The organism is Streptomyces sp. NPDC091282, assembly GCF_044757385.1.
GTDB classification, from domain to species: Bacteria; Actinomycetota; Actinomycetes; order Streptomycetales; family Streptomycetaceae; genus Streptomyces; species Streptomyces gramineus.
Genome location: NZ_JBIVUX010000001.1, coordinates 503,107 through 527,584, shown reverse-complemented (window position 1 = coordinate 527,584; position 24,478 = coordinate 503,107). Strand labels below are relative to the sequence as shown.

At 71.7% G+C, this 24,478-nt stretch carries 17 protein-coding genes; 10 read left to right on the top strand and 7 right to left on the bottom strand.

All coding sequences use genetic code 11. From position 1 onward, the window contains the following. Window positions 1–19 precede the first annotated feature (19 nt). Window positions 20–1,594: an amidohydrolase gene (locus tag ACIQOE_RS02440; protein WP_401409100.1), complete on the top strand. Its 1,575-nt coding sequence runs from the start codon at window positions 20–22 to the stop codon at window positions 1,592–1,594. A gap of 82 nt (window positions 1,595–1,676) precedes the next feature. Here ACIQOE_RS02440 and ACIQOE_RS02435 read toward each other — a convergent pair whose 3' ends face one another. After that, window positions 1,677–2,498 (bottom strand): phosphatase PAP2 family protein, encoded by an 822-nt coding sequence (locus tag ACIQOE_RS02435; RefSeq protein WP_401409097.1) that lies wholly within the window; start codon window positions 2,496–2,498, stop codon window positions 1,677–1,679. A 70-nt stretch (window positions 2,499–2,568) separates the two neighbouring features. After that, window positions 2,569–3,612, bottom strand: a complete 1,044-nt coding sequence (locus ACIQOE_RS02430; RefSeq protein ID WP_351325714.1) for a LacI family DNA-binding transcriptional regulator — start codon at window positions 3,610–3,612, stop codon at window positions 2,569–2,571. Window positions 3,613–4,006: 394 nt separating this feature from the next. Between ACIQOE_RS02430 and ACIQOE_RS02425 the strand changes: the two genes are divergently transcribed. The 5 genes from ACIQOE_RS02425 to ACIQOE_RS02405 all read left to right on the top strand — a co-directional run bounded on the left by ACIQOE_RS02425 (window position 4,007) and on the right by ACIQOE_RS02405 (window position 10,679). Further along, window positions 4,007–5,281: an extracellular solute-binding protein gene (locus ACIQOE_RS02425; protein WP_351325716.1), complete on the top strand. Its 1,275-nt coding sequence runs from the start codon at window positions 4,007–4,009 to the stop codon at window positions 5,279–5,281. A gap of 102 nt (window positions 5,282–5,383) precedes the next feature. Further along, window positions 5,384–6,388 (top strand): carbohydrate ABC transporter permease, encoded by a 1,005-nt coding sequence (locus tag ACIQOE_RS02420; protein WP_401409093.1) that lies wholly within the window; start codon window positions 5,384–5,386, stop codon window positions 6,386–6,388. 13 nt (window positions 6,389–6,401) lie between these two features. Continuing rightward, window positions 6,402–7,310 carry a carbohydrate ABC transporter permease gene (locus ACIQOE_RS02415; protein ID WP_351325720.1) on the top strand — a complete coding sequence of 303 codons (909 nt, stop codon included), beginning with the start codon at window positions 6,402–6,404 and terminating at the stop codon, window positions 7,308–7,310. A 182-nt stretch (window positions 7,311–7,492) separates the two neighbouring features. Next, a complete protein-coding gene (locus ACIQOE_RS02410; RefSeq protein ID WP_401410078.1) occupies window positions 7,493–9,154 on the top strand; it encodes a glycoside hydrolase family 13 protein in 1,662 nt (553 codons plus the stop codon). Window positions 9,155–9,305: 151 nt separating this feature from the next. Next, on the top strand, window positions 9,306–10,679 hold the full coding sequence (locus ACIQOE_RS02405) for an alpha-amylase family protein (protein ID WP_399008351.1): 1,374 nt from the start codon (window positions 9,306–9,308) through the stop codon (window positions 10,677–10,679). Between the two features lie 94 nt (window positions 10,680–10,773). Here the strand turns inward: ACIQOE_RS02405 and ACIQOE_RS02400 are convergent, their stop codons facing one another. Continuing rightward, window positions 10,774–11,364: a DUF4232 domain-containing protein gene (locus ACIQOE_RS02400; protein WP_362639471.1), complete on the bottom strand. Its 591-nt coding sequence runs from the start codon at window positions 11,362–11,364 to the stop codon at window positions 10,774–10,776. A gap of 326 nt (window positions 11,365–11,690) precedes the next feature. Between ACIQOE_RS02400 and pulA the strand changes: the two genes are divergently transcribed. The 3 genes from pulA (at window position 11,691) to ACIQOE_RS02385 (ending at window position 19,145) form a co-directional block, all read left to right on the top strand. Beyond that, window positions 11,691–17,057 carry a pullulanase-type alpha-1,6-glucosidase gene (gene pulA / locus ACIQOE_RS02395; RefSeq protein WP_401409088.1) on the top strand — a complete coding sequence of 1,789 codons (5,367 nt, stop codon included), beginning with the start codon at window positions 11,691–11,693 and terminating at the stop codon, window positions 17,055–17,057. A gap of 73 nt (window positions 17,058–17,130) precedes the next feature. Further along, window positions 17,131–18,753 (top strand): SpoIIE family protein phosphatase, encoded by a 1,623-nt coding sequence (locus ACIQOE_RS02390; RefSeq protein WP_401409085.1) that lies wholly within the window; start codon window positions 17,131–17,133, stop codon window positions 18,751–18,753. A 35-nt stretch (window positions 18,754–18,788) separates the two neighbouring features. Next, on the top strand, window positions 18,789–19,145 hold the full coding sequence (locus ACIQOE_RS02385) for an isomerase (protein WP_351325731.1): 357 nt from the start codon (window positions 18,789–18,791) through the stop codon (window positions 19,143–19,145). A gap of 24 nt (window positions 19,146–19,169) precedes the next feature. Here ACIQOE_RS02385 and ACIQOE_RS02380 read toward each other — a convergent pair whose 3' ends face one another. The 4 genes from ACIQOE_RS02380 to ACIQOE_RS02365 all read right to left on the bottom strand — a co-directional run bounded on the left by ACIQOE_RS02380 (window position 19,170) and on the right by ACIQOE_RS02365 (window position 23,890). Beyond that, the gene (locus ACIQOE_RS02380) at window positions 19,170–19,859 is read right to left on the bottom strand and encodes a TetR/AcrR family transcriptional regulator (protein WP_351325733.1); all 690 of its coding nucleotides are present in this window, start codon (window positions 19,857–19,859) and stop codon (window positions 19,170–19,172) included. 56 nt (window positions 19,860–19,915) lie between these two features. Further along, window positions 19,916–20,944: a PDR/VanB family oxidoreductase gene (locus ACIQOE_RS02375; RefSeq protein ID WP_365561874.1), complete on the bottom strand. Its 1,029-nt coding sequence runs from the start codon at window positions 20,942–20,944 to the stop codon at window positions 19,916–19,918. Then, complete coding sequence (locus ACIQOE_RS02370; protein ID WP_351325736.1) at window positions 20,944–21,849, bottom strand: metal-dependent hydrolase; 906 nt, start codon at window positions 21,847–21,849, stop codon at window positions 20,944–20,946. Before ACIQOE_RS02370 ends, ACIQOE_RS02375 begins: the two co-directional genes overlap by 1 nt. A 112-nt stretch (window positions 21,850–21,961) precedes the next feature. After that, complete coding sequence (locus ACIQOE_RS02365) at window positions 21,962–23,890, bottom strand: hypothetical protein (RefSeq protein WP_401409080.1); 1,929 nt, start codon at window positions 23,888–23,890, stop codon at window positions 21,962–21,964. A 159-nt stretch (window positions 23,891–24,049) separates the two neighbouring features. Here ACIQOE_RS02365 and ACIQOE_RS02360 point away from each other — a divergent pair, with 159 nt between their 5' ends. Then, a complete protein-coding gene (locus ACIQOE_RS02360) occupies window positions 24,050–24,457 on the top strand; it encodes a hypothetical protein (RefSeq protein WP_351941683.1) in 408 nt (135 codons plus the stop codon). The last annotated feature ends 21 nt before the right edge of the window (window positions 24,458–24,478 follow it).

The window sequence follows — 24,478 nt, the reverse complement described above, 5'->3', positions numbered from 1 at the left end:
CGAAGGAGTTCACCCCGTCATGACCGCCGCCCCCGATCTGGTCCTCACCGGCGCCCGGATCCGCACCCTCGACCCGGCCCGTCCGTCCGCCACCGCCGTCGCCGTCCGGGACGGCGTGATCGCCGCCGTCGGGGACGAAGCCGACGTGCGCGACTGGCGCGGGCCGCGCACGGAGGTGGTGTCCCTGCACGGCGCCCACCTCGTGCCCGGCCTGGTGGACGCGCACAGCCACCCGGTGTGGGGCCTGGACATGGCGGCGGGCACGGACCTGTCGGCGGTGCGGGACCTGGCCGGACTGCGGGCGGCACTGGCCGCGGCGGACCGCACCGACGGGTGGGTGACCGGGTACGGCCTCGACCACAACGCGTTCGAGGGCCGCGGCGTCCACCACGACCTGGTGGCCGAGGTGCTCGGCGCCACCCCGGCCTTCCTGCGCCTGTACGACGGCCACTCCGCCCTCGCCAGCCCCGCGGCGCTGGCCGCGGCCGCCGTCACCGGGCCGCGGACGTTCGCCCAGCGCGCGCAGGTGGTCTGCGACGACGCGGGGCGGCCGACCGGGCACCTCGTGGAACACGCGGCGATGGACCTGGTCGAGCGGATCCTGCCCCGCCCGTCGTACGCCGAGCGCCGTGCGCGGCTCGTCGAACTGCTCGGCGCGATGGCGGCCACCGGCCTGACCGGGGCCCACGTGATGGACGCCGGGGACGCGGAGCTGGTCGGGGCGGTGGCACGGGAGACGGTGCTGCCGCTGCGGCTGCGGTTCGCGCCCTGGTGCATGCCGGGCGTGGACGAGGCCGGGCTGGCGGAGCTGGTCGCCGGGCAGGGCCTGGGCGGGCGGCACTGGATCGTGGACGGCGTCAAGTTCTTCATGGACGGGACGGTGGAGGGCGGCACGGCCTGGCTGGAGCACGCGGACTGCCACGGGCAGGGGACCGAGGCCCTGTGGCCGGACCCGGAGGCGTACGCGGCGGCGGTTCGGGCGCTGCACACGGCCGGGGTGCGCACGGCGACGCACGCGATCGGGGACGCGGCCGTGCGGCATGTCCTGGACGTGGTGGCGGGGCTGGGCGCGGACGCGGCGGGCCGGCACCGGGTGGAGCACATCGAGACCGCCCCGGACGACCTGCTGCCCCGGTTCGCCGAGCTGGGGGTGGCGGCGTCGATGCAGCCGCCGCACACGGCGTACACGAGGGCCGACGGCACCGACGAGTGGTCCCGCCGTCTGGGCGCCGGGCGCGCGGCCCACGCCTGGCGCCTGCGCGACCTGCGGGACGCCGGGGCGACGGTCGCGCTGGGCTCGGACTGGCCGATCGCCCACCACGACGTACGGGCCGTGCTCGCCACCGCCCGCGCCCCGCGCGGCGCCGCGTCCGCCCGCGCGGGCCTGACCGGCCTGGAGGCACTGGAGGGCTGCACCACCCACGCGGCACGCGCGGCGGGCGAGTGGGCGGTGGCGGGCCGGATCGCGCCGGGACACCGGGCCGACCTGACCGCCTTCGGCCTCGACCCGGTCGCGGCACCCGCGGACGAGCTGGCCCAGGCCCCGGTACGGCTGACGGTGACCGGCGGCCACGTGGTGCACCGGGGGGAGTGAGGCCCGGGGGAGCGCGGTCCCGGTCGTGCCGCCGCCGCATGCCCGGCTGCGCCGGCGGCGGCGCGCGCTCGCCGGGACCGGGCTACGTCCGTCTCGGCAGCGCGTAGGGCAGCGTGCCGTACCACAGGCGGGCCGTCAGGAAGCCGAACGTCAGGCAGAGCATGCCGCCCACCGCGTCCAGCCAGAAGTGGTTGGCCGTGGCGACGATGACCAGCAGGGTCGTCGTCGGGTAGAGCAGCCCCAGTACCCGTGCCCACGGCACCGAGGCCAGCGCGAAGACCGTCAGGCCGCACCACAGGGACCAGCCGATGTGCATGGACGGCATCGCGGCGTACTGGTTGGACATGTGTTTCAGGTCGCCGGAGGCCATCGAACCCCAGGTGTGGTGGAGCGTCACCGTGTCGACGAACAGGCCGCCGGTCGTCAGCCGCGGCGGGGCGAGCGGGAACAGGTAGTAGCCGAGGAGGGCCACGCCGGTCGTCGCGAAGAGGGCGAGACGGGCCGCCGCGTACCGGCCCGGATGACTGCGGTAGAGCCACACCAGCACACCCAGCGTCACCACGAAGTGCAGGGTCGCGTAGTAGTAGTTCATCCCGATGATCAGCCAAGTCACCGAGTTCACGGCATGGTTGACCGAGGCCTCGACGGCGATGCCCAGCAGGTGCTCGGCCCGCCAGATCCAGTCCGCGTTGCGCAGCGCCTGCGCCTTCTGTTCCGGGACCGCGTTGCGGATGAGCGAGTAGATCCAGTAACTCACCGCGATCAGCAGGATCTCGAACCACAGCCGGGGCCGGCGCGGGGTGCGAAGGCGCCGCAGGAAACCCTGGTCTCCTTCGCCCGTGACGGTCCGCGGAAGGGTCTGTTGTGCGCGACCTTCCGGCTCTGTCACGGTCGAGTCACTCATAGGCACAGAGTCTGCCAGAAAAGACGTCTTCGACAGATCATCCCAAGGTCGGGTCCACCACGCATGTCCGTCAGGGTCGGTTGGCGCGGTCCCGGTCTCCCGGTGCCGACGCCGTAGAACCGCGTACCACCAATTCCGGCATGAAAACGAACTCACTGTGCGGAGCGGGCGTCCCGCCGATCTCCTCCAGCAGGGTGCGCACCGCCGCCTGCCCCATCGCCGGGACCGGCTTGCGGATCGTGGTGAGCGGCGGATCGGTGAAGGCGATCAGCGGCGAGTCGTCGAAACCGACGACGGAGACATCCCGCGGGACGTCCAGACCGCGCTGCCGGGCCGCCCGTATCGCGCCGAGCGCCATCATGTCGCTGGCGCAGACGATCGCGGTGCAGTCGCGGTCGATGAGCGCCGTGGTCGCCGCCTGGCCGCCCTCCAGTGTGTACAGGGAGTGCTGGACCAGCTCGGTCTCGATGGTCGCGGCCGGCAGCCCCAACTGGTCCTGCACGGCCCGCACGAAGCCCTCGATCTTGCGCTGCACGGGGACGAAGCGCTTCGGGCCGAGGGCGAGGCCGATGCGGGTGTGGCCGAGCGAGGCGAGGTGGGTGACGGCCAGGGTCATCGCGGCCCGGTCGTCGGGGGAGATGAACGGCGCCTGCACCTTGGGCGAGAAGCCGTCCACCAGGACGTACGGCACGCCCTGCGCCCGCAGCCGCTCGTAGCGCTGCATGTCGGCGGTGGTGTCCGCGTGCAGGCCGGAGACGTAGATGATGCCCGCGACCCCGCGGTCCACCAGCATCTCGGTCAGCTCGTCCTCCGTGGACCCGCCGGGGGTCTGGGTGGCGAGCACCGGGGTGTACCCCTGCCGGGTCAAGGCCTGGCCGATGACCTGGGCCAGGGCCGGGAATATCGGGTTCTCCAGCTCGGGGGTGATCAGCCCCACCAGCCCCTCGCTGCGCTGCCGCAGCCGTACCGGACGTTCGTAGCCGAGCACGTCCAGGGCGGCGAGCACGGACTGGCGGGTGGTGGCGGCGACGCCCGGCTTCCCGTTGAGGACCCGGCTGACGGTCGCCTCGCTCACCCCCGCCTGCGCTGCGATGTCGGCAAGCCGTGTGGTCACGGCACTGGACTGTACCGGCCGTATGTCCCCCTGCACACCGATCGGGCGCCTGATGCGGCCTGGGGGGCGGCCCGGGGCGGGCTGCTGCGTCATCGCACTCCCTCGTGAAACGTGATGGCAAGAGCTTGCAGAGTCTTGCACAAGTGGCCCCCGTAGCGCTCTACCGCCGTAAACAACCAGCAAGCAAGCGTCGCCCGGCGGTCGCCGACAGGTCACGCGCGGATAACTTCGGAGATCTCTTGCACTTTTTTGCTGCAAGGTCTTTCGTCGCGCTTACATCGCTGTTACGTTCCCTGACGCCCGGCCGCCGCAAAGGCGCTGTCGGCACGACAGCGAGGACGGCGGACGGGGCCGCCCTCGCATCACTCGGGCTTTTCACCCTCAAGGAGAACTCATGCGGCGTGGCATAGCGGCCTCCGCGCTGGTGGCGTCCCTCGCCCTCACGGCGACGGCGTGCGGCGGGAGCGACAGCGACAGCAAGTCGGACGGCCCGGTCACCATCACCTGGTGGGACACCTCCAACGCCACCAATGAGGCGCCGACGTACAAGGCCCTGGTCAAGGAGTTCGAGGCCGCGAACAAGGGCATCAAGGTCAACTACGTCGACGTCCAGTTCGACCAGGCGCAGAACAAGTTCGACACGGCGGCCCAGTCCGGCAAGGGCGCCCCCGACGTGCTGCGCTCCGAGGTCGGCTGGACCCCCGCCTTCGCCAAGGCCGGCTACTTCCTGCCGCTGGACGGGACCAGTGCCCTCGCGGACAAGGACAAGTTCCAGCCCAGCCTGATGACGCAGGCCCAGTACGAGGGCAAGACCTACGGTGTCCCGCTGGTCACCGACACCCTCGCGCTCGTCTACAACAAGGCCCTGCTGAAGAAGGCCGGCATCACCGAGGCCCCGAAGACCTGGGACGAGGTGCGGACGGACGCCGCCAAGATCCAGGACAAGGCCAAGGTCACCGGCTACTGGGGTCCCGAGGCCGCGTACTACACGCAGCCCTTCCTGTACGGCGAGGGCACCGACATGGTCGACGCCTCCGCCAAGAAGATCACCCTCACCTCGGCGGCGGCCAAGAAGGGCTACCAGACCTGGCTGGACCTCTACTCCGGCAAGGGCCTGCAGAAGGCGGACACCACCGCCGACGCCTACGCCCACCGCCAGGACGCCTTCGTCAACGGCAAGGTCGCCATGACCATGGAGGGCCCCTGGGAGATCACCAACTTCTACAAGGGCTCCGCGTTCGCCGACAAGTCCAACCTCGGCATCGCCACCGTCCCGGCCGGCTCCACCGGCAAGGCGGGCGCCCCGACCGGCGGCCACAACCTCTCCATCTACGCCGGCATCGACAAGGCCCACCAGGAAGCCGCCGAGAAGTTCGTCGCCTTCATGACGTCCGCCAAGACGCAGACGCAGATCGCCCTGAAGAACTCCACCCTGCCGACCCGCTCCGACGCGTACACCGCCGAGGTCAAGTCCGACCCGGGCATCGCCGGCTACCAGGCCGTCCTGTCCTCCGCGCAGCCGCGCCCGGCGCTCGCCGAGTACTCCTCCCTGTGGGGCCCGGTCGGCACCGAGCTGACCAAGGTCGCCGGCGGCAAGGAGTCCCTCGACAAGGGACTGGGCAACGCCGAACTCGGGGTCGAGAAGCTCGTCCCCGACTTCAGCAAGTAAGCCCGGACGGCCGCCGGATCCCCTCCCGGAACGCGGGGGAGGGTCCGGCGGCCACCGGCCTGTGCCCAGCCCGACCCCGGAAAACCCAGAAGGTGCCGAACCATGACAGTCGCCATCGACCGCGCGACCGGCAAGCGCCACGGCGACCGCGCGCCCCGCCCCGGGCTGGGCCAGCGGATCCGCAGCAGCTACCAGAAGTACTGGTACGCCTACGCGATGGTCGCCCCCGTGGCCGTCGTGCTCGGGGCGCTCGTCGTCTACCCGCTGGTGTACGGCTTCTACCTGACGCTGACGGACGCCAACAGCCTCAACACCGCCCGCACCATCGGCGTCAACCACATCGACGCCACCTACAAGTTCATCGGCCTGGACAACTACAAGGACATCCTGTTCGGCCCGACGTCCTACGACCGCTTCTGGTCGCACTTCGTGTGGACGATCGTCTGGACCGCGCTCTGCGTCACCCTGCACTACACCATCGGCCTGGGCCTGGCCCTGCTGCTCAACGAGAAGTTCCGCGGCCGCACCTTCTACCGCATGGTCCTGGTGCTGCCCTGGGCGGTGCCGACCTTCGTCACCGTGTTCGGCTGGCGGTTCATGCTCGCCGACGGCGGCATCGTCAACGCGGCCCTGCACCTCCTCCATCTGCCGCAACCCGACTGGCTGGAGGACACCTTCTGGCAGCGGGCCGCGGCGATCCTCGTCAACACCTGGTGCGGTGTGCCGTTCATGATGCTCTCGCTGCTCGGCGGCCTCCAGGCCATCGACGGCACGCTCTACGAGGCCGCCGAGATGGACGGCGCGAGCGCCTGGCAGCGCTTCCGGTACGTCACCCTGCCCGGCCTGCGGTCCGTCAGCTCCACGGTGGTCCTGCTCGGCATCATCTGGACCTTCAACCAGTTCGCCGTCATCTTCCTGCTGTTCGGCAACACCGCCCCGGACGCGCAGATCCTGGTCACCTGGGCCTACTTCCTCGGCTTCGGACAGCAGCCGCGTGACTTCGCCCAGTCCGCCGCCTACGGCATGCTGCTGCTGGCCATCCTGATCGTCTTCACCTCCTTCTACCGCCGCTGGCTCAACCGCAACGACCAGCAGCTCGCGATCTGAGGCAGGAGTTCCCATGAGTACGACCACGGTCAAGACCTCCGCCCAGGTCGCCGAGGAGACCCCCGTGACCCGCAGTCCCCGTGTCCGCCGCCGCGGTGAGCGCGGCCCGCTCGGCACCGCCGTCACCCACGGCATCCTGGGCGTCGCGAGCCTGATCGCGTTCTTCCCGGTCGGCTGGCTGATCTTCCTGTCGCTGGGCCCGGACAAGGACGACTACCTCCATCCGGGCGGCATCTGGCACAAGATGACGCTGGACAACTACTCCTTCGTCCTCCAGCACACCGGCTTCTGGGACTGGTTCAGGACGACGATGATCGTCGTCGGCGGTACGACGGTCATCGGACTGATCCTCGCCTCCACCACCGGCTACGCCGTCTCCCGGATGCGTTTCCCGGGCTACCGCAAGTTCATGTGGCTGCTGCTGGTCACCCAGATGTTCCCGATCGCCGTCCTGATCGTGCCGATGTACCAGATCCTGTCGCGGCTCGGCCTCATCGACAGCTACCTCGGCCTGATCCTGGTCTACTGCACCACCGTCGTCCCCTACACGGCGTGGCTGCTCAAGGGCTACTTCGACACCATTCCCTTCGAGATCGACGAGGCCGGCCGGGTCGACGGGCTCTCGCCGTTCGGCACCTTCTTCCGGCTGATCCTGCCGCTCGCCAAGCCGGGCCTCGCGGTCGCCGCGTTCTACAACTTCCTCACCGCCTTCGGCGAGGTCGCCTTCGCGTCCACGTTCATGCTCAGCGACGACAAGTACACGTTCGCGGTGGGGCTCCAGAGCTTCATCAGCGAGCACGACGCGCAGCGGAACCTGATGACCGCGACGGCCGTGCTGATCGCGATACCGGTCGCCGTGTTCTTCTACCTCGTGCAGAAGAACCTGGTGACCGGGCTCACCGCGGGCGGCACGAAGGGGTAGCGCGCCGGTTCACCGGCGCCCCGCAAGGGGCGCGGGGAACTGCGCGACCAGCCCCGACGGCGCCGCACCCGAAACCCGAGGCGGCCGCGATGTCCATCCGACCCCGCTGACACCGCGGCCGTCTCGTCATCACCGATCCACGCACGCTTGATCCGATGACCCCTTCACGTACCAAGGACGCCATGAGCCAGCAGCACTCCGCCATCGCCCCGGCACCGAACCCCGCCAAAGCCAAGCGCAGCGACTGGTGGCGGGACGCGGTGATCTACCAGGTCTATCCGCGCAGCTTCGCCGACAGCAACGGCGACGGGATGGGCGACCTGGAAGGTGTGCGTTCCAGACTTCCCTACCTGCGTGACCTCGGCGTGGACGCCGTGTGGCTCAGCCCCTTCTACGCCTCCCCGCAGGCCGACGCCGGCTACGACGTCGCCGACTACCGGGCCGTGGACCCGATGTTCGGCAACCTGCTCGACGCGGACGCGCTGATCCGGGACGCGCACGGGCTGGGCCTGAGGATCATCGTCGACCTGGTCCCGAACCACTCCTCCGACCAGCACGAGTGGTTCAGGCGGGCGCTGGCGGAGGGCCCCGGCTCGCCGTCGCGGGACCGCTACCACTTCCGTCCGGGCAAGGGCGAGAACGGCGAACTGCCGCCCAACGACTGGGAGTCCATCTTCGGCGGACCGGCCTGGACGCGGGTTCCGGACGGCGAGTGGTACCTGCACCTGTTCGCCCCCGAGCAGCCCGACTTCAACTGGGAGCACCCGGCCGTCGGCGACGAGTTCCGCTCCATCCTGCGTTTCTGGCTGGACATGGGCGTGGACGGCTTCCGCATCGACGTGGCGCACGGCCTGGTGAAGGCGGAGGGCCTGCCGGACCTCGGCGGCGCCGACCAGCTGAAGCTGCTGGGCAACGATGTCATGCCGTTCTTCGACCAGGACGGCGTGCACGAGATCTACCGGCAGTGGCGGCACGTCCTCGACGAGTATGCGGGCGAGCAGATCTTCGTCGCCGAGGCCTGGACGCCGACCGTGGAGCGCACCGCGAACTACGTCCGCCCGGACGAGCTGCACCAGGCCTTCAACTTCCAGTACCTGAGCACCGCCTGGGACGCGAGGGAACTGCGCACGGTCATCGACCGCACCCTGGAGGCGATGCGCCCGGTCGGCGCCCCCGCCACCTGGGTCCTGTCCAACCACGATGTCACCCGGCACGCCACCCGCTTCGCCAACCCGCCCGGTCTCGGCACCCAGATCCGCACGGCCGGGGACCGCGAGCTGGGCCTGCGCAGGGCGCGGGCGGCCACCCTGGTGATGCTGGCGCTGCCCGGCTCGGCCTACGTCTACCAGGGCGAGGAGCTGGGCCTCCCGGACGTCGTCGACCTGCCCGACGAGGTCCGCCAGGATCCGGCGTACTTCCGCGGCGCGGGCCAGGACGGCTTCCGGGACGGCTGCCGGGTACCGATCCCCTGGACGCGGGAGGGGTCGTCGTACGGCTTCGGCGACGGGGGCAGCTGGCTTCCGCAGCCCGCGGGCTGGGGTGAGCTGAGCATCGAGGCGCAGAGCGGGGAGGCCGGTTCCACCCTGGAGCTGTACCGCGCCGCGCTGCACCTGCGGCGCACCCAGGCGGACCTGGGCGCGGGCGAGTCGGTGGAGTGGCTGCGGGCCGCGGACGGCGTGCTCGCCTTCAGGCGCGGGGAGTTCGTGTGCGTGGCGAACACCGGCGGGGAGTCGGTGACCACTCCGGCGTACGGCCGGGTGCTGCTGGCCAGCGGTGAGATCACCGAGGCGGACGGCGAGGCGAAGCTGCCGGCCGACACCACCGTGTGGTGGACGACCGCCTGACGGTCCGTCACGCGATAATTTATTGCGGCAACTTCTGAGGGCCCGCTACCCATCCGGGGAGCGGGCCCTTAACATCTGCGCAACCGCAAGGTTTCAGCAACCTTTCAGCAAGAGCCTTCATCGGCGCCTTCAATGACGAAGGAACCCCCACATGGCACCCAAGATCCTCTCCGCCGCGCTGGCGCTGGCCGCCTGCAGCGTTGTCATGACCCCGTCCGTCGCGGCGGCCTCGCCGCCCGGCACCAAGGACGTCACCGCCGTCCTCTTCGAGTGGAAGTACGCCTCGGTCGCCAAGGAGTGCACCGCCACCCTGGGCCCCGCGGGCTACGGATACGTCCAGGTCTCACCGCCCGCCGAGCACATACAGGGCTCCCAGTGGTGGACCTCCTACCAGCCGGTGTCGTACAAGATCGCGGGCCGCCTCGGCGACCGCGCGGCCTTCCAGAACATGGTGAACACCTGCCACGCGGCCGGTGTGAAGGTGGTCGTCGACTCGGTGATCAACCACATGTCGGCGGGCAGCGGCACCGGCACCGGCGGCTCGTCGTACACCAAGTACGACTACCCGGGCCTGTACTCCTCCTACGACTTCGACGACTGCACCGCGCCGGTCTCGAACTACGCCGACCGCTGGAACGTCCAGCACTGCGAACTCGTCGGCCTCGCCGACCTGGACACCGGCGAGGAGTACGTCCGCAAGACCATCGCCGGATACCTGAACGACCTGCTGAGCCTCGGCGTCGACGGGTTCCGCATCGACGCGGCCAAGCACATCCCGGCCGAGGACCTCGCCAACATCAAGTCCCGGCTCACCAACCCGTCGGCGTACTGGAAGCAGGAGGTCATCTACGGCGCCGGCGAGGCCGTCCAGCCCACCGAGTACACCGGCAACGGGGACGTCCAGGAGTTCCGCTACGCCTACGACCTCAAGCGCGTCTTCAACAACGAGAACCTCGCCTACCTCAAGAACTACGGCGAGGGCTGGGGATACCTGAGCAGCTCGGTCGCCGGGGTCTTCGTCGACAACCACGACACCGAGCGCAACGGCTCGACGCTCAACTACAAGGACGGCGCCAACTACACCCTGGCCAACGTCTTCATGCTCGCCTATCCCTACGGCGCCCCGGACATCAACTCCGGCTACGAATGGAGCGACGCCGACGCCGGCCCGCCCAACGGCGGCACGGTCAACGCCTGCTGGCAGGACGGCTGGAAGTGCCAGCACGCCTGGCCGGAGATCATCCGCATGGTCGCCTTCCGCAACGCGACCCGCGGCCAGGCGGTGACGAACTGGTGGGACGACGGCGCCGACGCGATCGCCTTCGGGCGGGGCGCGAAGGGGTTCGTGGCGATCAACCACGAGACCGGCTCGCTCACCCGGACCTACCAGACGTCCCTGCCGGCGGGCACCTACTGCAACGTGCAGAACAACACGAGCGTGACGGTGAACGGCTCCGGGCAGTTCACCGCGACCCTCGGCGCCAACACGGCCCTCGCGGTCTACGCCGGGAAGTCGGCCTGCTGACCGGTGTCCGGCGGCTCGCGCCGCCGGACACGGCACGCGGGCGGCGGGGGCACGGCCCTGACGGCCGCGGCCCCGCCGCCCCTGCCGGGCCCGGTCAGTCGGTCACGTCGACGTGCCTGGCCAGCGCGGTGACCGACAGGTCGCCGTGGTCGACCCACTGCGGGAAGGCCAGCGTCTTGTGCTGGGTGGCGGCGGGCGGGGTGATCTCCAGGTAGGAGGCGTGCGCCGCGCCCGAGGTGCCGGTGTTGGCGTGCGTCCAGGCCACCACGGCCTCGGCGCTCTCGCCGTCCTTCAGGACCAGGGTCTTCTTGCCGGGGTCCTTGGCGTACCAGGTGTCTCCCCAGTGCGTGTGGGCCGCGAGCGCGTGGTGCGCGGTGTTCTCCAGCCCGAGGCCGGGGTAGCCGCGCACCGCGCAGGACCTGCCGCTGAGGTTGCGCAGCCTGATCACGACGCCCTCGTGGTTCATCCCGCCGGCGAGCTGCCGGCCGAAGGTGGCCTTGAGCGCGCCCGCGGAGCAGGTCGACGCCTGTTGCGCGGTGCTCGGGCTCGCGGCCTGCGCCGTGCCCGCCCAGGCGAGGCCCAGGCCGGCGACGGCGGCCACGGCGAGCACCGCGCGGCCGGTCCTGCGGTGGACGCGACGCCCGGCGGTGCGGGTCCGGTCGATGGTGTTCCGGTGATCGTTCACGGTGTCGGTGCTCCACTCGTGTTCCGCGGCGCGGTCGGCGGCGGTAACCGTACCCGCTCCCCACGCCGTCCTCTGGTGACCTACACACGGTTCGATGCGGGATACGGCCGTTTTGTTCACCCGAACCCGGAAAATCTCGCGGCACCGCGCGTGAGGGCCGTGGGCTCGGTGCCGTGGCCGGTCACGAAGGGCACCGGGTGCGCGGCGGCCTCCGGGTTGAAAGTACTTTCCGGGAATTGCAAGACTCTTGCTGTAATCCTTTCGGCGGCGGTACGGTCGCGCGGGGTCGGACCCAAGAGAGCCGCTATCGCTAGGAGTTCACACCGGTGATACATGTCAGACGGGTCGCGGCCGTCGCCGTCGCCGCCCTCGCCGCCGCGCTCGTGCAGCCGCCGGCCGCGCACGCCGCCGCACCGCCCGCACCGCCCTCCGACGCGAGACTCGCCGCCGAGCCCGCCCGGCACGACGACACGCGCGAGCAGTTCTACTTCGTCATGCCGGACCGCTTCGCCAACGGAGACACCGGCAACGACAAGGGCGGCCTCACCGGCTCCCGCCTCTCCACCGGCTACGACCCCACCGACAAGGGCTTCTACCAGGGCGGTGACCTCAAGGGCCTGACCCAGCGGCTCGACTACATCAAGGGCCTCGGCACCACCGCCCTGTGGATGGCCCCGATCTTCAAGAACAAGCCGGTGCAGGGCACCGGGAGCAACGCCTCGGCCGGCTACCACGGTTACTGGATCACCGACTTCACCCAGGTCGACCCGCACTTCGGGACCAACGCGGACCTCAAGACCCTGATCTCCAAGGCGCACGCCAAGGGCATGAAGGTCTTCTTCGACGTCATCACCAACCACACGGCGGACGTCGTCGACTACGACGAGAAGTCCTACGACTACCTCTCCAAGGGCGCCTTCCCCTACCTGACGAAGGACGGCCGGCCCTTCGACGACGCCGACTACGCGGCCGGCGGCAAGGGATTCCCGGCCGTCTCCGCCGCCTCCTTCCCGCGCACGCCGACCGTGACCGGCGACCGCAAGGTGCCGTCCTGGCTCAACGACCCGACGATGTACCACAACCGGGGCGACTCCACCTTCGCCGGCGAGTCCGCGACCTACGGCGACTTCTCCGGCCTCGACGACCTGTGGACCGAGCGTCCCGAGGTCGTCGGCGGCATGGAGAAGATCTACCAGCGCTGGGTGCGCGACTACGACGTCGACGGTTTCCGGATCGACACCGTGAAGAACGTCGACATGGCGTTCTGGACCCAGTGGGCGACCGCGCTCGACCGCTACGCGGCCCGGCACGGCCGCAAGGACTTCTTCATGTTCGGCGAGACCTACTCCGCCGACACCTCGGTCACCTCCCCGTACGTCACCCAGGGACGGCTGGACGCCACCCTCGACTTCCCGTTCCAGGACGCGGCCCGCGCCTACGCCTCCCAGGGCGGCAGCGCGCGGAAGCTGGCGAGCGTCTTCGGCGACGACTACAAGTACACGACCGACAAGGCCAACGCCTACGAGCAGGTCACCTTCCTCGGCAACCACGACATGGGCCGGATCGGGTACTTCCTGCGGCAGGACGACCCCAAGGCCACCGACGCCCAACTGCTGGCCAAGGACCGGCTCGCCAACGAGCTGATGTTCCTCAGCCGCGGCAACCCGGTCGTCTACTACGGCGACGAGCAGGGCTTCACCGGTTCGGGCGGCGACAAGGACGCCCGGCAGACGATGTTCGCCTCGAAGGTCGCCGACTACCTGGACGACGACGAGATCGGCACCGACCGGACCGCCGCGAGCGACGCCTACGACACCAGAGCACCGCTCTACCGGCAGATCAGTGCTCTGTCCAAGCTGCGCGCCGCCAACCCCGCGCTCGCCGACGGCGTGCAGACCGAGCGCTACGCGGCCGACGGGGCCGGCGTCTACGCGTTCACCCGGACGGACGCGAGGACCGGCCAGGAGTACGTCGTCGCCTTCAACAATGCCGGCACGGCGAGGACCGCGGCCTTCACCACCGGCTCCGCCGGCATGCGCTACCGCGCGCTCTACGGCACGGACACCACCGTGACCTCCGACGCCACGGCCCGGCTGACCGTCACCGTCCCGGCCGGCTCCGCCTTCGTCTACAAGGCCGCGGGCCCCCTCGACCAGCCCGCCGCCCGCCCGGAGATCACCCTCACCGCCCCGGCCGCGGGCGCCACCGGCACCGTCGAGCTGACCGCCGACGTCACCGGCGGCGCGCTCGACCGGGTCGTCTTCGCCGCCCAGGTCGGCGACGGCAGGTGGACCACGCTCGGCTCCGCCGACCACGCCCCCTACAAGGTCACCCAGACCCTCGACGGCACGCTCCCGGCCGGCACCGCGCTGCGCTACAAGGCGGTCGTCGTCGACATCGCCGGCCACCGCTCCGCCGCCACGGCCGCGAGCACCTCCGGCACCCCGCCCGCCCCAGAGACCCCCACCGCCTCCTCCCGCGACTACGCGGTCGTCCACTACAAGCGCACCGACGGCGACTACGCCGACTGGGGCCTGTACGCCTGGGGCGACATCGCCGACGGCGAGGCGACCACCTGGCCCGCCGGCCACCCGTTCACCGGCCGCGACGCGTACGGAGCCTTCGCCTACGTCAAGCTGAAGCCCGGTGCCTCGACCGTGGGCTTCCTCGTCGTCGACAAGAACGGCGACAAGGACGTCTCCGCCGACCGCTCCGTCGACGTCACCAGGACCGGCGAGGTCTGGATCGAACAGGGGAAGGCGGACGTGATGACCGAACGCCCCGCCTACCCCGCCCAGGACACCACCAAGGCGGTCGTCCACTACCACCGCGCCGACGGCGACTACGACGGCTGGGGCCTGCACGTCTGGACGGGCGCCGCGCACCCCACCGACTGGTCCGCCCCCCTGAAGCCGGTGCGGACCGACGCCTACGGCGCGGTCTTCGAGGTGCCGCTCGCCGACGGCGCCACCGGCCTCAGCTACATCCTCCACAACGGCGACGAGAAGGATCTCCCCGCCGACCAGTCCCTCGACCTCAAGGGGGACGGCCATGAGGTGTGGCTGCTGAACGGCCAGGAAGGACACCTGCTCCCGCAGCCCGCCGGCAGCGCGGCCGCCCTCGACCTGACCACCTCCAAGGCCGTCTGGATCGACCGGGACACGGTCGCCTGGAACGGCGTGGACGGCGCCGCCTCCACCCAGCTCCTGTACTCCCGTGACGGCTCCATCGCCGCCGCGGACGGCGTGCTGACGAGCGACGACGAGCGGTGGCTGCGGCTGACGAGGACCACCCTCACCGACGCGCAGAAGGCCAGGTTCCCGTACCTGAAGGACTACACGGCCTGGTCGGTCGACCCGCGCGACCGGGGCCGGGTGCGCGAGGCGCTCACCGGCCAGCTGGTCGCCTCCCAGCGGGCCGTGAACGGTGCGGTCCTGGCCGCGACCGGCGTCCAGACCGCCGGAGTCCTCGACGACCTGTACGCGGGAGCGACGAAGGCGAGCCTCGGTCCGGTCTTCCGCCACGGCAGGCCGACCCTCTCCGTCTGGGCGCCGACCGCGCAGAGCGTGCGGGCCGAAGTCGGCGGCACCACCGTGGCGATGCGCCGCGACGCCGCCACCGGCGTGTGGTCGGTCACCGGCCCCGGCTCCTGGAAGAACCAGCCCTACCGGTACGTCGTGAAGGTCTGGGCGCCCAGCGTCCGGAAGGTGGTGACCAACAAGGTCACCGACCCCTACTCGGTCGCCCTGACCGCGAACTCCGAGCGCAGCCTCGTCGTCGACCTGGACGACCGTTCCCTCGCCCCCGGCGGCTGGGCCACCTACGCCAAGCCCGCGGCGGTGCCCCTGAGGGACGCCCAGATCCAGGAACTGCACGTGCGGGACTTCTCGGTGGCGGACGACACGGTCCCGGCCGCCGACCGGGGCACGTACCTGGCCTTCACCGACAAGGACAGCGACGGCTCGAAGCACCTGCGGGAACTGGCGAGGTCCGGGACGTCGTACGTCCACCTCCTGCCGGCCTTCGACTTCGCCACCGTGCCCGAGAGGAAGGCGGACCAGGCGAGCCCCGGCTGCGACCTCGCCTCCTACCCGGCCGACTCCGGCAAGCAGCAGGAGTGCGTCGCCGCGACCGCCGCCGAGGACGCCTACAACTGGGGTTACGACCCGTACCACTTCACGGTCCCGGAGGGGTCGTACGCCACCGACCCGGACGGCACCGCCCGTACCGTCCAGTTCCGGCGGATGGTCAAGTCCCTGAACGAGGACGGCCTGCGGGTCGTCATGGACGTCGTCTACAACCACACCGCGGCGAGCGGGCAGGCCGACACGTCCGTCCTGGACCGGATCGTGCCCGGCTACTACCAGCGGCTGCTCGCCGACGGCTCGGTCGCGAACAGCACCTGCTGCGCCAACACCGCGCCCGAGAACGCCATGATGGGCAAGCTGGTGGTCGACTCGATCGTCACCTGGGCCCGGGAGTACAAGGTCGACGGCTTCCGCTTCGACCTCATGGGCCACCACCCGAAGGCCAACATCCTGGCCGTCCGCAAGGCCCTGGACGCGCTGACCGTGGCGAAGGACGGCGTCGACGGCAAGAAGATCATCCTGTACGGCGAGGGCTGGAACTTCGGCGAGGTCGCCGACGACGCCCGCTTCGTGCAGGCCACCCAGGCCCACATGGCCGGCACCGGCATCGCCACCTTCTCCGACCGCGCCCGCGACGCCGTGCGCGGCGGGAGCCCCTTCGACGAGGACCCCGGCGTCCAGGGCTTCGCGTCCGGCCTGTACACCGACCCCAACTCCTCGTCCGCCAACGGCACTCCCGCCGAGCAGAAGGCCCGGCTGCTGCACTACCAGGACCTCATCAAGGTCGGTCTGAGCGGCAACCTCGCCACATACCGGTTCACCGGCTCCGACGGCAAGGAGGTCACCGGCGCCGGGATCGACTACAACGGCTCACCGGCCGGTTACGCGGACGCGCCGGGCGACGCCCTCGCCTACGCCGACGCACACGACAACGAGTCGCTGTTCGACGCGCTGACGTACAAACTGCCGCCCGGGACCAGCGCCGCCGACCGGGCCAGGATGCAGGTCCTCGCGATGGCCACGGCCACCCTGTCGCAGGGCCCGTCGCTCTCCCAGGCGGGCACCGACCTGCTGCGCTCCAAGTCGCTGGACCGCAACTCCTTCGACAGCGGCGACTGGTTCAACGCCATCCACTGGAACTGCCGGGACGGCAACGGCTTCGGGCGCGGGCTGCCCATGGCCGCCGACAACGCCGCCAAGTGGCCTTACGCCGCACCGCTGCTGAGTTCGGTGCGCGTCGGCTGCGCGGAGATCGACGGCACCTCGGCCGCCTACCGCGATCTGCTGAGAATCCGTACGACCGACAGCGTGTTCTCACTGGACACCACTGGACAGGTGCAGTCGAAGCTCTCCTTCCCGCTGTCCGGCAAGGACGAGACACCGGGCGTGATCACGATGGCACTCGGCGACCTCGTCGTCGTGTTCAACGCCACGCCGCAACGGCAGGAACAGCGGGTGAGCGCCCTGGCCGGGACCGGATACCGGCTGCACCCGGTGCAGGCGGCGGGTGCCGATCCCGTCGTCAAGACCGCGTCGTACGACCGGACCGCCGGTACGTTCATCGTTCCGGGGCGGACCGTGGCGGTGTTCTCCCGGTCCGCATGACATCCGCATTACGTTGGTGGGGCAGGCCCAAAACCGGGTGCTGCCCCACCGGCGTTGCCCAGGGGCTGGTCAATTGGACGTCAACGGCAACCTCACCGACACCACCGTGCTGATCGTGGACGACGAGGCCGCGAGCCGGTACGCGATGGGTACCGTGCTGCGCCGGGCCGGTCACGAGGTCGTCCCGGTCGCCCGCGGCCACGAGGCGCTCGCCGAACTCGACGTACGGCTGCGCAAGGGCCGGCTGCCCGACGTGGCGCTCGTCGACGTGCACCTGCCGGACATGAGCGGCTTCGAGCTGTGCCGCCGGCTCAAGGAACGGCCCCACATGGCCGGGCTGCCCGTCGTGCACTTCTCCGCCCTGTCCGTCGTCCCGGCGGACCGCTGTCCGGGCCTCGAGACGGGCGCCGAGGCCTACCTGACCGTGCCCGCCGAACCGGAGGACATCGAGGCCGCCGTCCGCGCCGCGGTCCGCTCCGCCCGGCTCCGCGCCGACGACCAGGCCCTGGTGCGGCGGCTGCGGCAGCTGTCGGAGACCATTGTCACCATCCAGTCGGCGCGCTCGCTGCACGAACTGGCCGACGCGGCCGCGGACGGCGCCGCCCGGCTGCTCGGCTGCCCCGCCGCCGTCTTCTTCCTCGACCGCGACGACCAGCTGTACCGCGGCCTGAGCCGGGGGCGCACCTCCCTCGCCCTGCCCGACGAGGGCGCCCACCGGGACGTCGCCGGGCTGCTGCGGCGGCTCACCCGGGGCCAGTCCGGGGTCCGGATCACCACCGTGCCGGCACCGCTGTGGCCCACCGGGTTCTTCCGGCCCGGAGTGCAGCACGACGCCCGGCTGACGCTCGTCCTCACCCAGGACGGCCAGGTCCCGGTCTGCCTGGCCACCCCCACCCGCGGCCGGCGCCGGGTCAGCCCCGAGAACGAGGCGCTGCTCGCCCAGCTGGCCCAGGCCACCGCGCTGGCCGCCGAACCGCTGCTCATGTACCAGATGGAGCGGCACGTCGCCCTCACCCTCCAGCACAGCTTCCTGCCCCGGCCGCACCAACTGCCCGACCTGCCGGGCGTCGACATAGCGGTGCGCTACGAGCCCGCCTCCCAGGAGACCGAGATCGGCGGCGACTTCTACGCCGCGGTACCGGTCGGCGACGGCGTGCTCACCGCGGTGGGGGACGTCGTCGGGCACTCGCTCGAGGCGGCCACCGTCATGGTCGAACTGCGGCACGCGCTGCGCGCCTACTGCCTGGCGGAGAGCGACCCGGCCGCGCTCGCCGACCGGCTCGACCGGCTGCTCCAGCACTACCACACCGAGGTCACGGCCACCGTCTGCCTGGCCCTGATCGACCCCGGCACCGGACGGACCCGGATCGCCAACGCCGGGCACATCCCGCCGCTGATACTGGGCGAGGACGGCAGCGCCGAGTACGTCAAGGCGTCCGGACCGCTGCTCGGCGTGGGCCTGCCGCACCCGCCGCCCACCGAACTGGTCCTCGGGCCCGCCGACCGGCTCCTCATGGTCACCGACGGCCTGATCGAGACCCGCGGCACCGACCTCACGGTCTCGATGGAACACCTGCGCGCCGCCGCCGTCGGCGCGCTGCCCGGCCTGGAGGCCCTGTGCGACACCCTCCTGGCCTGCTTCGCCCGCGACCGCGAGGACGACGTCGCCCTGCTGGCCCTGCGCCTGGCCGACTAGTCTGAGGCCCAGTTCAGGCCGACCAGGAGGGCTCCATGCCGCAGATCACCGTCGACTACTCTCCCGCCGCGGACGCCGGCTTCGACCGGGAGGGCTTCGCCAGGGCCCTGCACACCGCCGTCGTCGAGATCGCGGCGGCCCGGCCCGAGGCCTGCAAGACGCTGTTCCGCGCCGCCGACGCCTCGGCGTACGGCTACGACCAGGAGGGCGCGCACGTCATCGTGCACATCACCTTCGGGCTGCTGGCCGGCCGTTCCGAGGAGACGAAGGCCAAGCTGACCGAGACCACCCTGGACCTGCTGCGGGACCACCTGAAGTCCGACGGTTTCGTCCTGCACGCCTCCGCGGAGGTCCGGGACCTGGACCCGTCGTACCGGAAGTACGAGGGCTGAGCGTCCGGCCCCGGCGCCGCTCGGTCAGCCCGCCAGCGACAGCAGCCGGACGGCCAGGTCCGCGAACGGGCCGTCGCCCGGCTCGTCCTTGACCATCCGCTTCAGCAGGGCGCTCATCTCCTCGTCGTGGGCGGCGCTGACGGCGGCCAGCGCCGCGAAGTCGTGCACGAGCTGGATCTCCAGCTCGGCACGCGGGATGCGCCGGCCGTCCAGCCAGAGCAGCGCGGTCGACTCGGCCAGGGAGATCCAGGACCGGATGACCAGTTCCAGCCGGACCGGTGCCTCGGCGACGTCGAGGTGCGCGAGGATCTGCTCGTAGGCGGCCTGCCGTACGGAGTCGATGAGCGCGTTGGTCGCGGACGAGCCGACCGCCGGACCACCGCGCATCAACGCGGCGAAACCGGGGCCGTGTTCGTCGACGAAGTCGAAGAAGCGCCGCATCACCCGCAGCAGCCGCGACCCGAGCGGACCCTCGTGCGGCTCGGCGAAGCGTCCCGCGAGATCCTCCGAGGCACGCTTCAACGCGGCCTCGTACAGGCTGAGTTTGCCGGGGAAGTAGTGGTAGACGAGCGGCCGCGAGATGCCCGCGGCCGACGCTATCTCGTCTATCGAGACCTCGTCGGGCGATCGGCGGCTGAACAGTTCGAGGGCGACGCCGATCAACTGCTGCCGCCGCTCCTCGACTCCCAATCTGCGGCGTACCCCGGTACTCATACGAACACCTTACCGATCGGATCCGGCCTCCCACGGACCTGACCCGCCACGGGCGTTCACAGATCCAGCACGAGTCTCCCCCCGTGCGCGCGGGATACGCAGATCAGCATCGAGTCGGCACGCTCCGCGTCCGTCAGCAGCTCGTCCCGGTGGTCCACCTCGCCGGCCAGCACCCGCTGCTGGCAGGTCCCGCAGAACCCCTGGGCGCAGGAGTACGCGGTGTCGGGCAGCTCCGCCCGCACCGCGGCCAGCACGGTCGAGTCGGCCGGCACCGTCAACGTCCGTCCGCTGCGCCGCAGTTCCAGCTCGAACGCCTGGTCGTCCGCGCCGCCGGCGGACGGCCCGAAGCGTTCCAGCCGGACGGCGGGGAACCGCTCCTGCACCGCCGCCATCAGCCCCTGCGGACCGCAGCAGTACACCAGCGCGCCGTCCGGCACCGTCAGCGCGTCCAGGTCCGGGCGGCCGTCCTCGTCCTCGGCGACGACCGTGACCCGCTCGTCCCCGGCCAGTTCCGCCACGAACGGCATCGACGCCCGGCTCCGCCCGCAGTACAGCAGCCGCCACCGCGCGCCCGGCGGCAGGGCCCGCACCATCGACAGGATCGGCGTGATGCCGATGCCGCCCGCGACGAAGACGTAGGAGTCGGCCCCGGCGAGCGGGAAACGGTTGCGCGGCCCGCGCACCTCCAGCTCCATGCCCTCGGTCACCCGCTCGTGCACCTCGCGGGAACCGCCGCGCCCGTCCGCGACCAGCCGGGCGGCGATCGTGTACGACGAGGCGTCCGCCGGGTCCCCGCACAGCGAGTACTGCCGGACCAGTCCCGATGGCAGCACCACGTCGAGGTGCGCGCCGGGCTCCCAGCCCGGCAACCGCTCGCCCTCCAGGCGCAGTTGCACGACACCGTCCGCGACCGTCTCGCGCGCGGCGACCCGCAGCCGCAGCGCCCGCGAGCGCGGCCGTCCGGAGGTCGGCGGGTCCAGGGCCGGCATGGGCCACAGCGGGGAGGCCTCGATGCGGCGTCGCACGGCCCGGTGGACGAGCAGCGCGGCGCCCGCGAGCGCGACGGCGGTCCGCAGCCGCGGCATCACCGGGCCCCGTTCTCTGCGTGCTCCGCGGCCAGCGCGGCGGGGGAGGAGGCGAGGTAGGCGACCGCCTGGGCGGTGGAGCCCTCCTGGGAGGGGTGGTAGTCGCGGCTCAGGTACCTCGGGATGGACCGGAGCATGTCGCCGGTGGCGGGCAGCGTGCCGTGCCGGCCGGCCCGGTGGAAGTCCCGGAACCGGGCGCGGCCGTCCGTGAGCGTCGGGTCGTTGGCCATGAAGAAGCGGGCGCCGCGCTGCCACAGGAACACGATCGCCGTGAACGCCGTCGCCCAGGTCCGCACCCGCCGCCGGTAGCCGCCGTCCAGGTGCTGGAACAGGTCGAAGGCGACCGACCGGTGTTCGACCTCCTCGGCGCCGTGCCAGCGCAGCAGGTCCAGCATGGTCGGATCGGCGCCGCGCCGGTCCAGTTCGCCGGCGTTGAGCACCCAGTCGCCGAGGAAGGCGGTGTAGTGCTCGATGGCCGCGATCAGCGCGACCCGTTCGAGGAGCCACCAGCGCCGGGCCCGGCCGGGCGGCAGCGTGCGGTCGCCCAGCAGCTTCTCGAAGAACCAGTCCACCTGCGCGGTGTACGGCGTCGGGTCGAGTCCCAGTTCCTTGAGGTGGGGCAGGACCTCGTCGTGGGCCTGGGAGTGCATCGCCTCCTGCCCGATGAACCCGACCACGTCGGCGCGCAGCCGTTCGTCGCGGATCAGCGGCAGCACCTGCTTGTAGACGTGCACGAACCAGCGCTCACCGGCGGGCAGCAGCAGGTGCAGCACGTTGATGGTGTGGGTGGCGAGCGGGTCGCCGGGCACCCAGTGCAGCGGGGTGTCCTGCCAGGCGAAGGACACGTTGCGGGCCGTGAGCGTGATGTGCTCGGACGCCACCGGGTGCGGCTGCTTGTTGGACATGGCGTCAATGTACTGACGGGTAAGCGGTGTGAGAAGACCTCTGGCGGTGCTTGTTTACGAATGTGTCAGCAAGGATCGGCGGCCGGACCGGGGACGGAGCGGCCGGGAACCCTCAGCGCAGGCCGCTGATCCCGCTCCCGTCCGCCAGCGTCCCCGTCAGGTCGGCCCGCGCCCCCTGCTCGGCCCTGGCCGTGAGCAGCGCGCCCTGGGCCGACGCGGTGACCCCGCCGGTGGCCCGCACCGACGCCGTGTCACGGCCGCCCGCGGCCAGCAGGTACCAGTGCCCGGCCCCGGACTTCCACAGCACCCCGGCCAGCACGTGCGGATCCCGCGGACCGCACGCCGTCACGTCGGACCCCTTCGCCGCCACCGCGCCGTACCGGCTGCCCGGTGTCCGGAACTGGGCCAGCGACACCGCGCCGTCGCCCCGCCAGGTCTCCGCGCGCGTGCACACCCAGGACCCGGAGCCGCTCCCGTCCGGCAGCGGCTGCTCCGCGAACGCCCAGGCGTTGACGGTGCGCACCCCCGCGGACCGCTCCGCGGACAGCGAGCAGGCGAACGGCGCCCAGTCCCGCAGCGCCCGCGCGCCCGAGGCGTCCTCGGTGTGTCCGGGCCGGCCCGAGGTGAGCAGGGCGGGCACCAGCTCGCCCAGATCGGTGGCGAGGTGCACGCCCTGCGCGTCGGTCAGCTGGAGCACGTTCCACGACGTGCACGACCCCTGCTGGAGCGCGGAGCCCGCCAGCGGAGCGGCCACCCCGTCCGTCAGTCCGAGGTCCATCGCGCCCGAGGTCGGCTTCAGCAGGTCCCGTTCCGCCACCTTGGTCACCCAGGGCGCCGTCAGGTAGCGGGTGTTGCCGTCGGAACGGCCGAGGACCAGCGCGTCCGCCTCGGCGCCGGACGCCCCGTCGACGCGGGCGAAGTCCAGGGCCGCGCCCGCGGTGCCGTCCTTCGGCTCCGCGTACCGGGCGATGCGCAGACCGTCGTAGAAGATCACCACCCGGGCGGCGTCGACGTCGCCCGCGTACAGCAGCTGGGGCGGTCCCGCCGGGCCGCCGGTCTGGGTGCCCGGGGTCGCCGAGACGCGGACGGTCCCGCCGGGGCGGGCCCAGACCGCGAGCGCCCGGCGCAGCAGCGCGGTGTCGCCGATGAGGGCGCCGCGGGCGGGCCAGGCGGAGAAGTCGGTGCGGGCGGCGGTCTTCCAGGCGCCGGCCGGCACCCTCGTGAGCTGGGCCGGGTCCAGGGCGGCCTGGGCGGCCGGGTTCTGCGCGTACACCGGCGCCGCCGCGCCGTCCGCGCCCCAGCCGCCGCCCGGCAGCGTGACCAGCGCCCCGCACACCGCGAGCGCGGCGGCGGCGGCGAGCGCGGCCTTGGTGTGCCGGCGGCGCCGCATCAGGTCGGTGGGCCGGGCCTGCAGGGCGCAGGGGTCGAACTCGGCGGAGTCGAGCAGCGGGTACTCGGCCGGTACGCCGTTGGCGTCGGCCAGCGCGCCGTCCGCGTGCTCGACGCCGACGGTCCGCAGGATCCTGCGGACGTCGCCGTCGGGGAGCTGTTCGAGCCCGCGCAGGGCGTAGGCGGCGCGGGCCGGGCCGGACAGGGCGGCGAGGCGCTGGTCCAGGGCGAGTTCGTCGGGGCCGCCGGAGCGCGGGAACAGCCGCAGGCCCCACACCTGGGGGAACAGGGACGGCAGCTGGGCGCGCCTGGGCCAGGCCGTGAGCTTCAGGGGCCGGCCCGCCTCCAGCGCCGTACGCACCACTTCGAGGCGGACCAGGGCGTATCCGGGGTCGGTGTTCCGGCCGGGGGTCTGGGCCGGGATCACCGGGGCGGGCCTGCGCCCGCGGGGCAGGGCCCGCTGGACCAGGGCGTGTGCGGTCAGGACGCGGCGGCCCCGGGGCAGGCCGGGGGGCAGTACCAGGTAGGCGAGCCGGACCAGACGCGGGTAGTGCTCGACGAGCGCGGCCTCGGCCTGCTCGACATCGACGGCCGGACCCGGGGCTCCGGTGGAGGCGGCTGCGTGACGCTGGGCTACATCCTGTGACTGCACGTCCTGGTGAACGAGCGAACCGTTGGTAGGTCACCGCCACACGGGTGACCGGGGCATCCTGGACCCCCGTTCGATTTGAGCGTCTCGCGCTCCGCGGCCGTATCGAAGGGGAGGGCCCCGAAGGCATGTCCGGGGCCGGCGACGCGACCGGAGGAACAGATGAGGGTGACCCGACCGATGCTCGCCGTGGCCGGCGCGGCGGCCGTACTGGCGCTGGCGGGCTGCGGCTCAGGTGACAGCACCGCGGAGGCGAGGATCCCGGTGGCCGCCACCGGCAGCCTGGAGAGCCTGGCCGCCAAGGTGAAGTGCGCGCCGGACATGCAGATCGACTCCGACGAGGTCCGCCAGGCCATCTGCAAGACCTCCGCGGGCAAGTTCGTCTTCGCCACCTTCGCCACCGACCGCGGCCAGCGCGAGTGGATCAACGACGCCAAGGACTACGGCGGTTTCTACCTCGTCGGCCGCAAGTGGGTAGCCGTCGGCGACGACGTGGTGGTCAAGACGCTGCAGACCACGCTGGGCGGCGAGGAGGAGATCGGCACCGACCACAGCAAGCACACCGGCTGAGACGGCGGGCACACGAAAGCG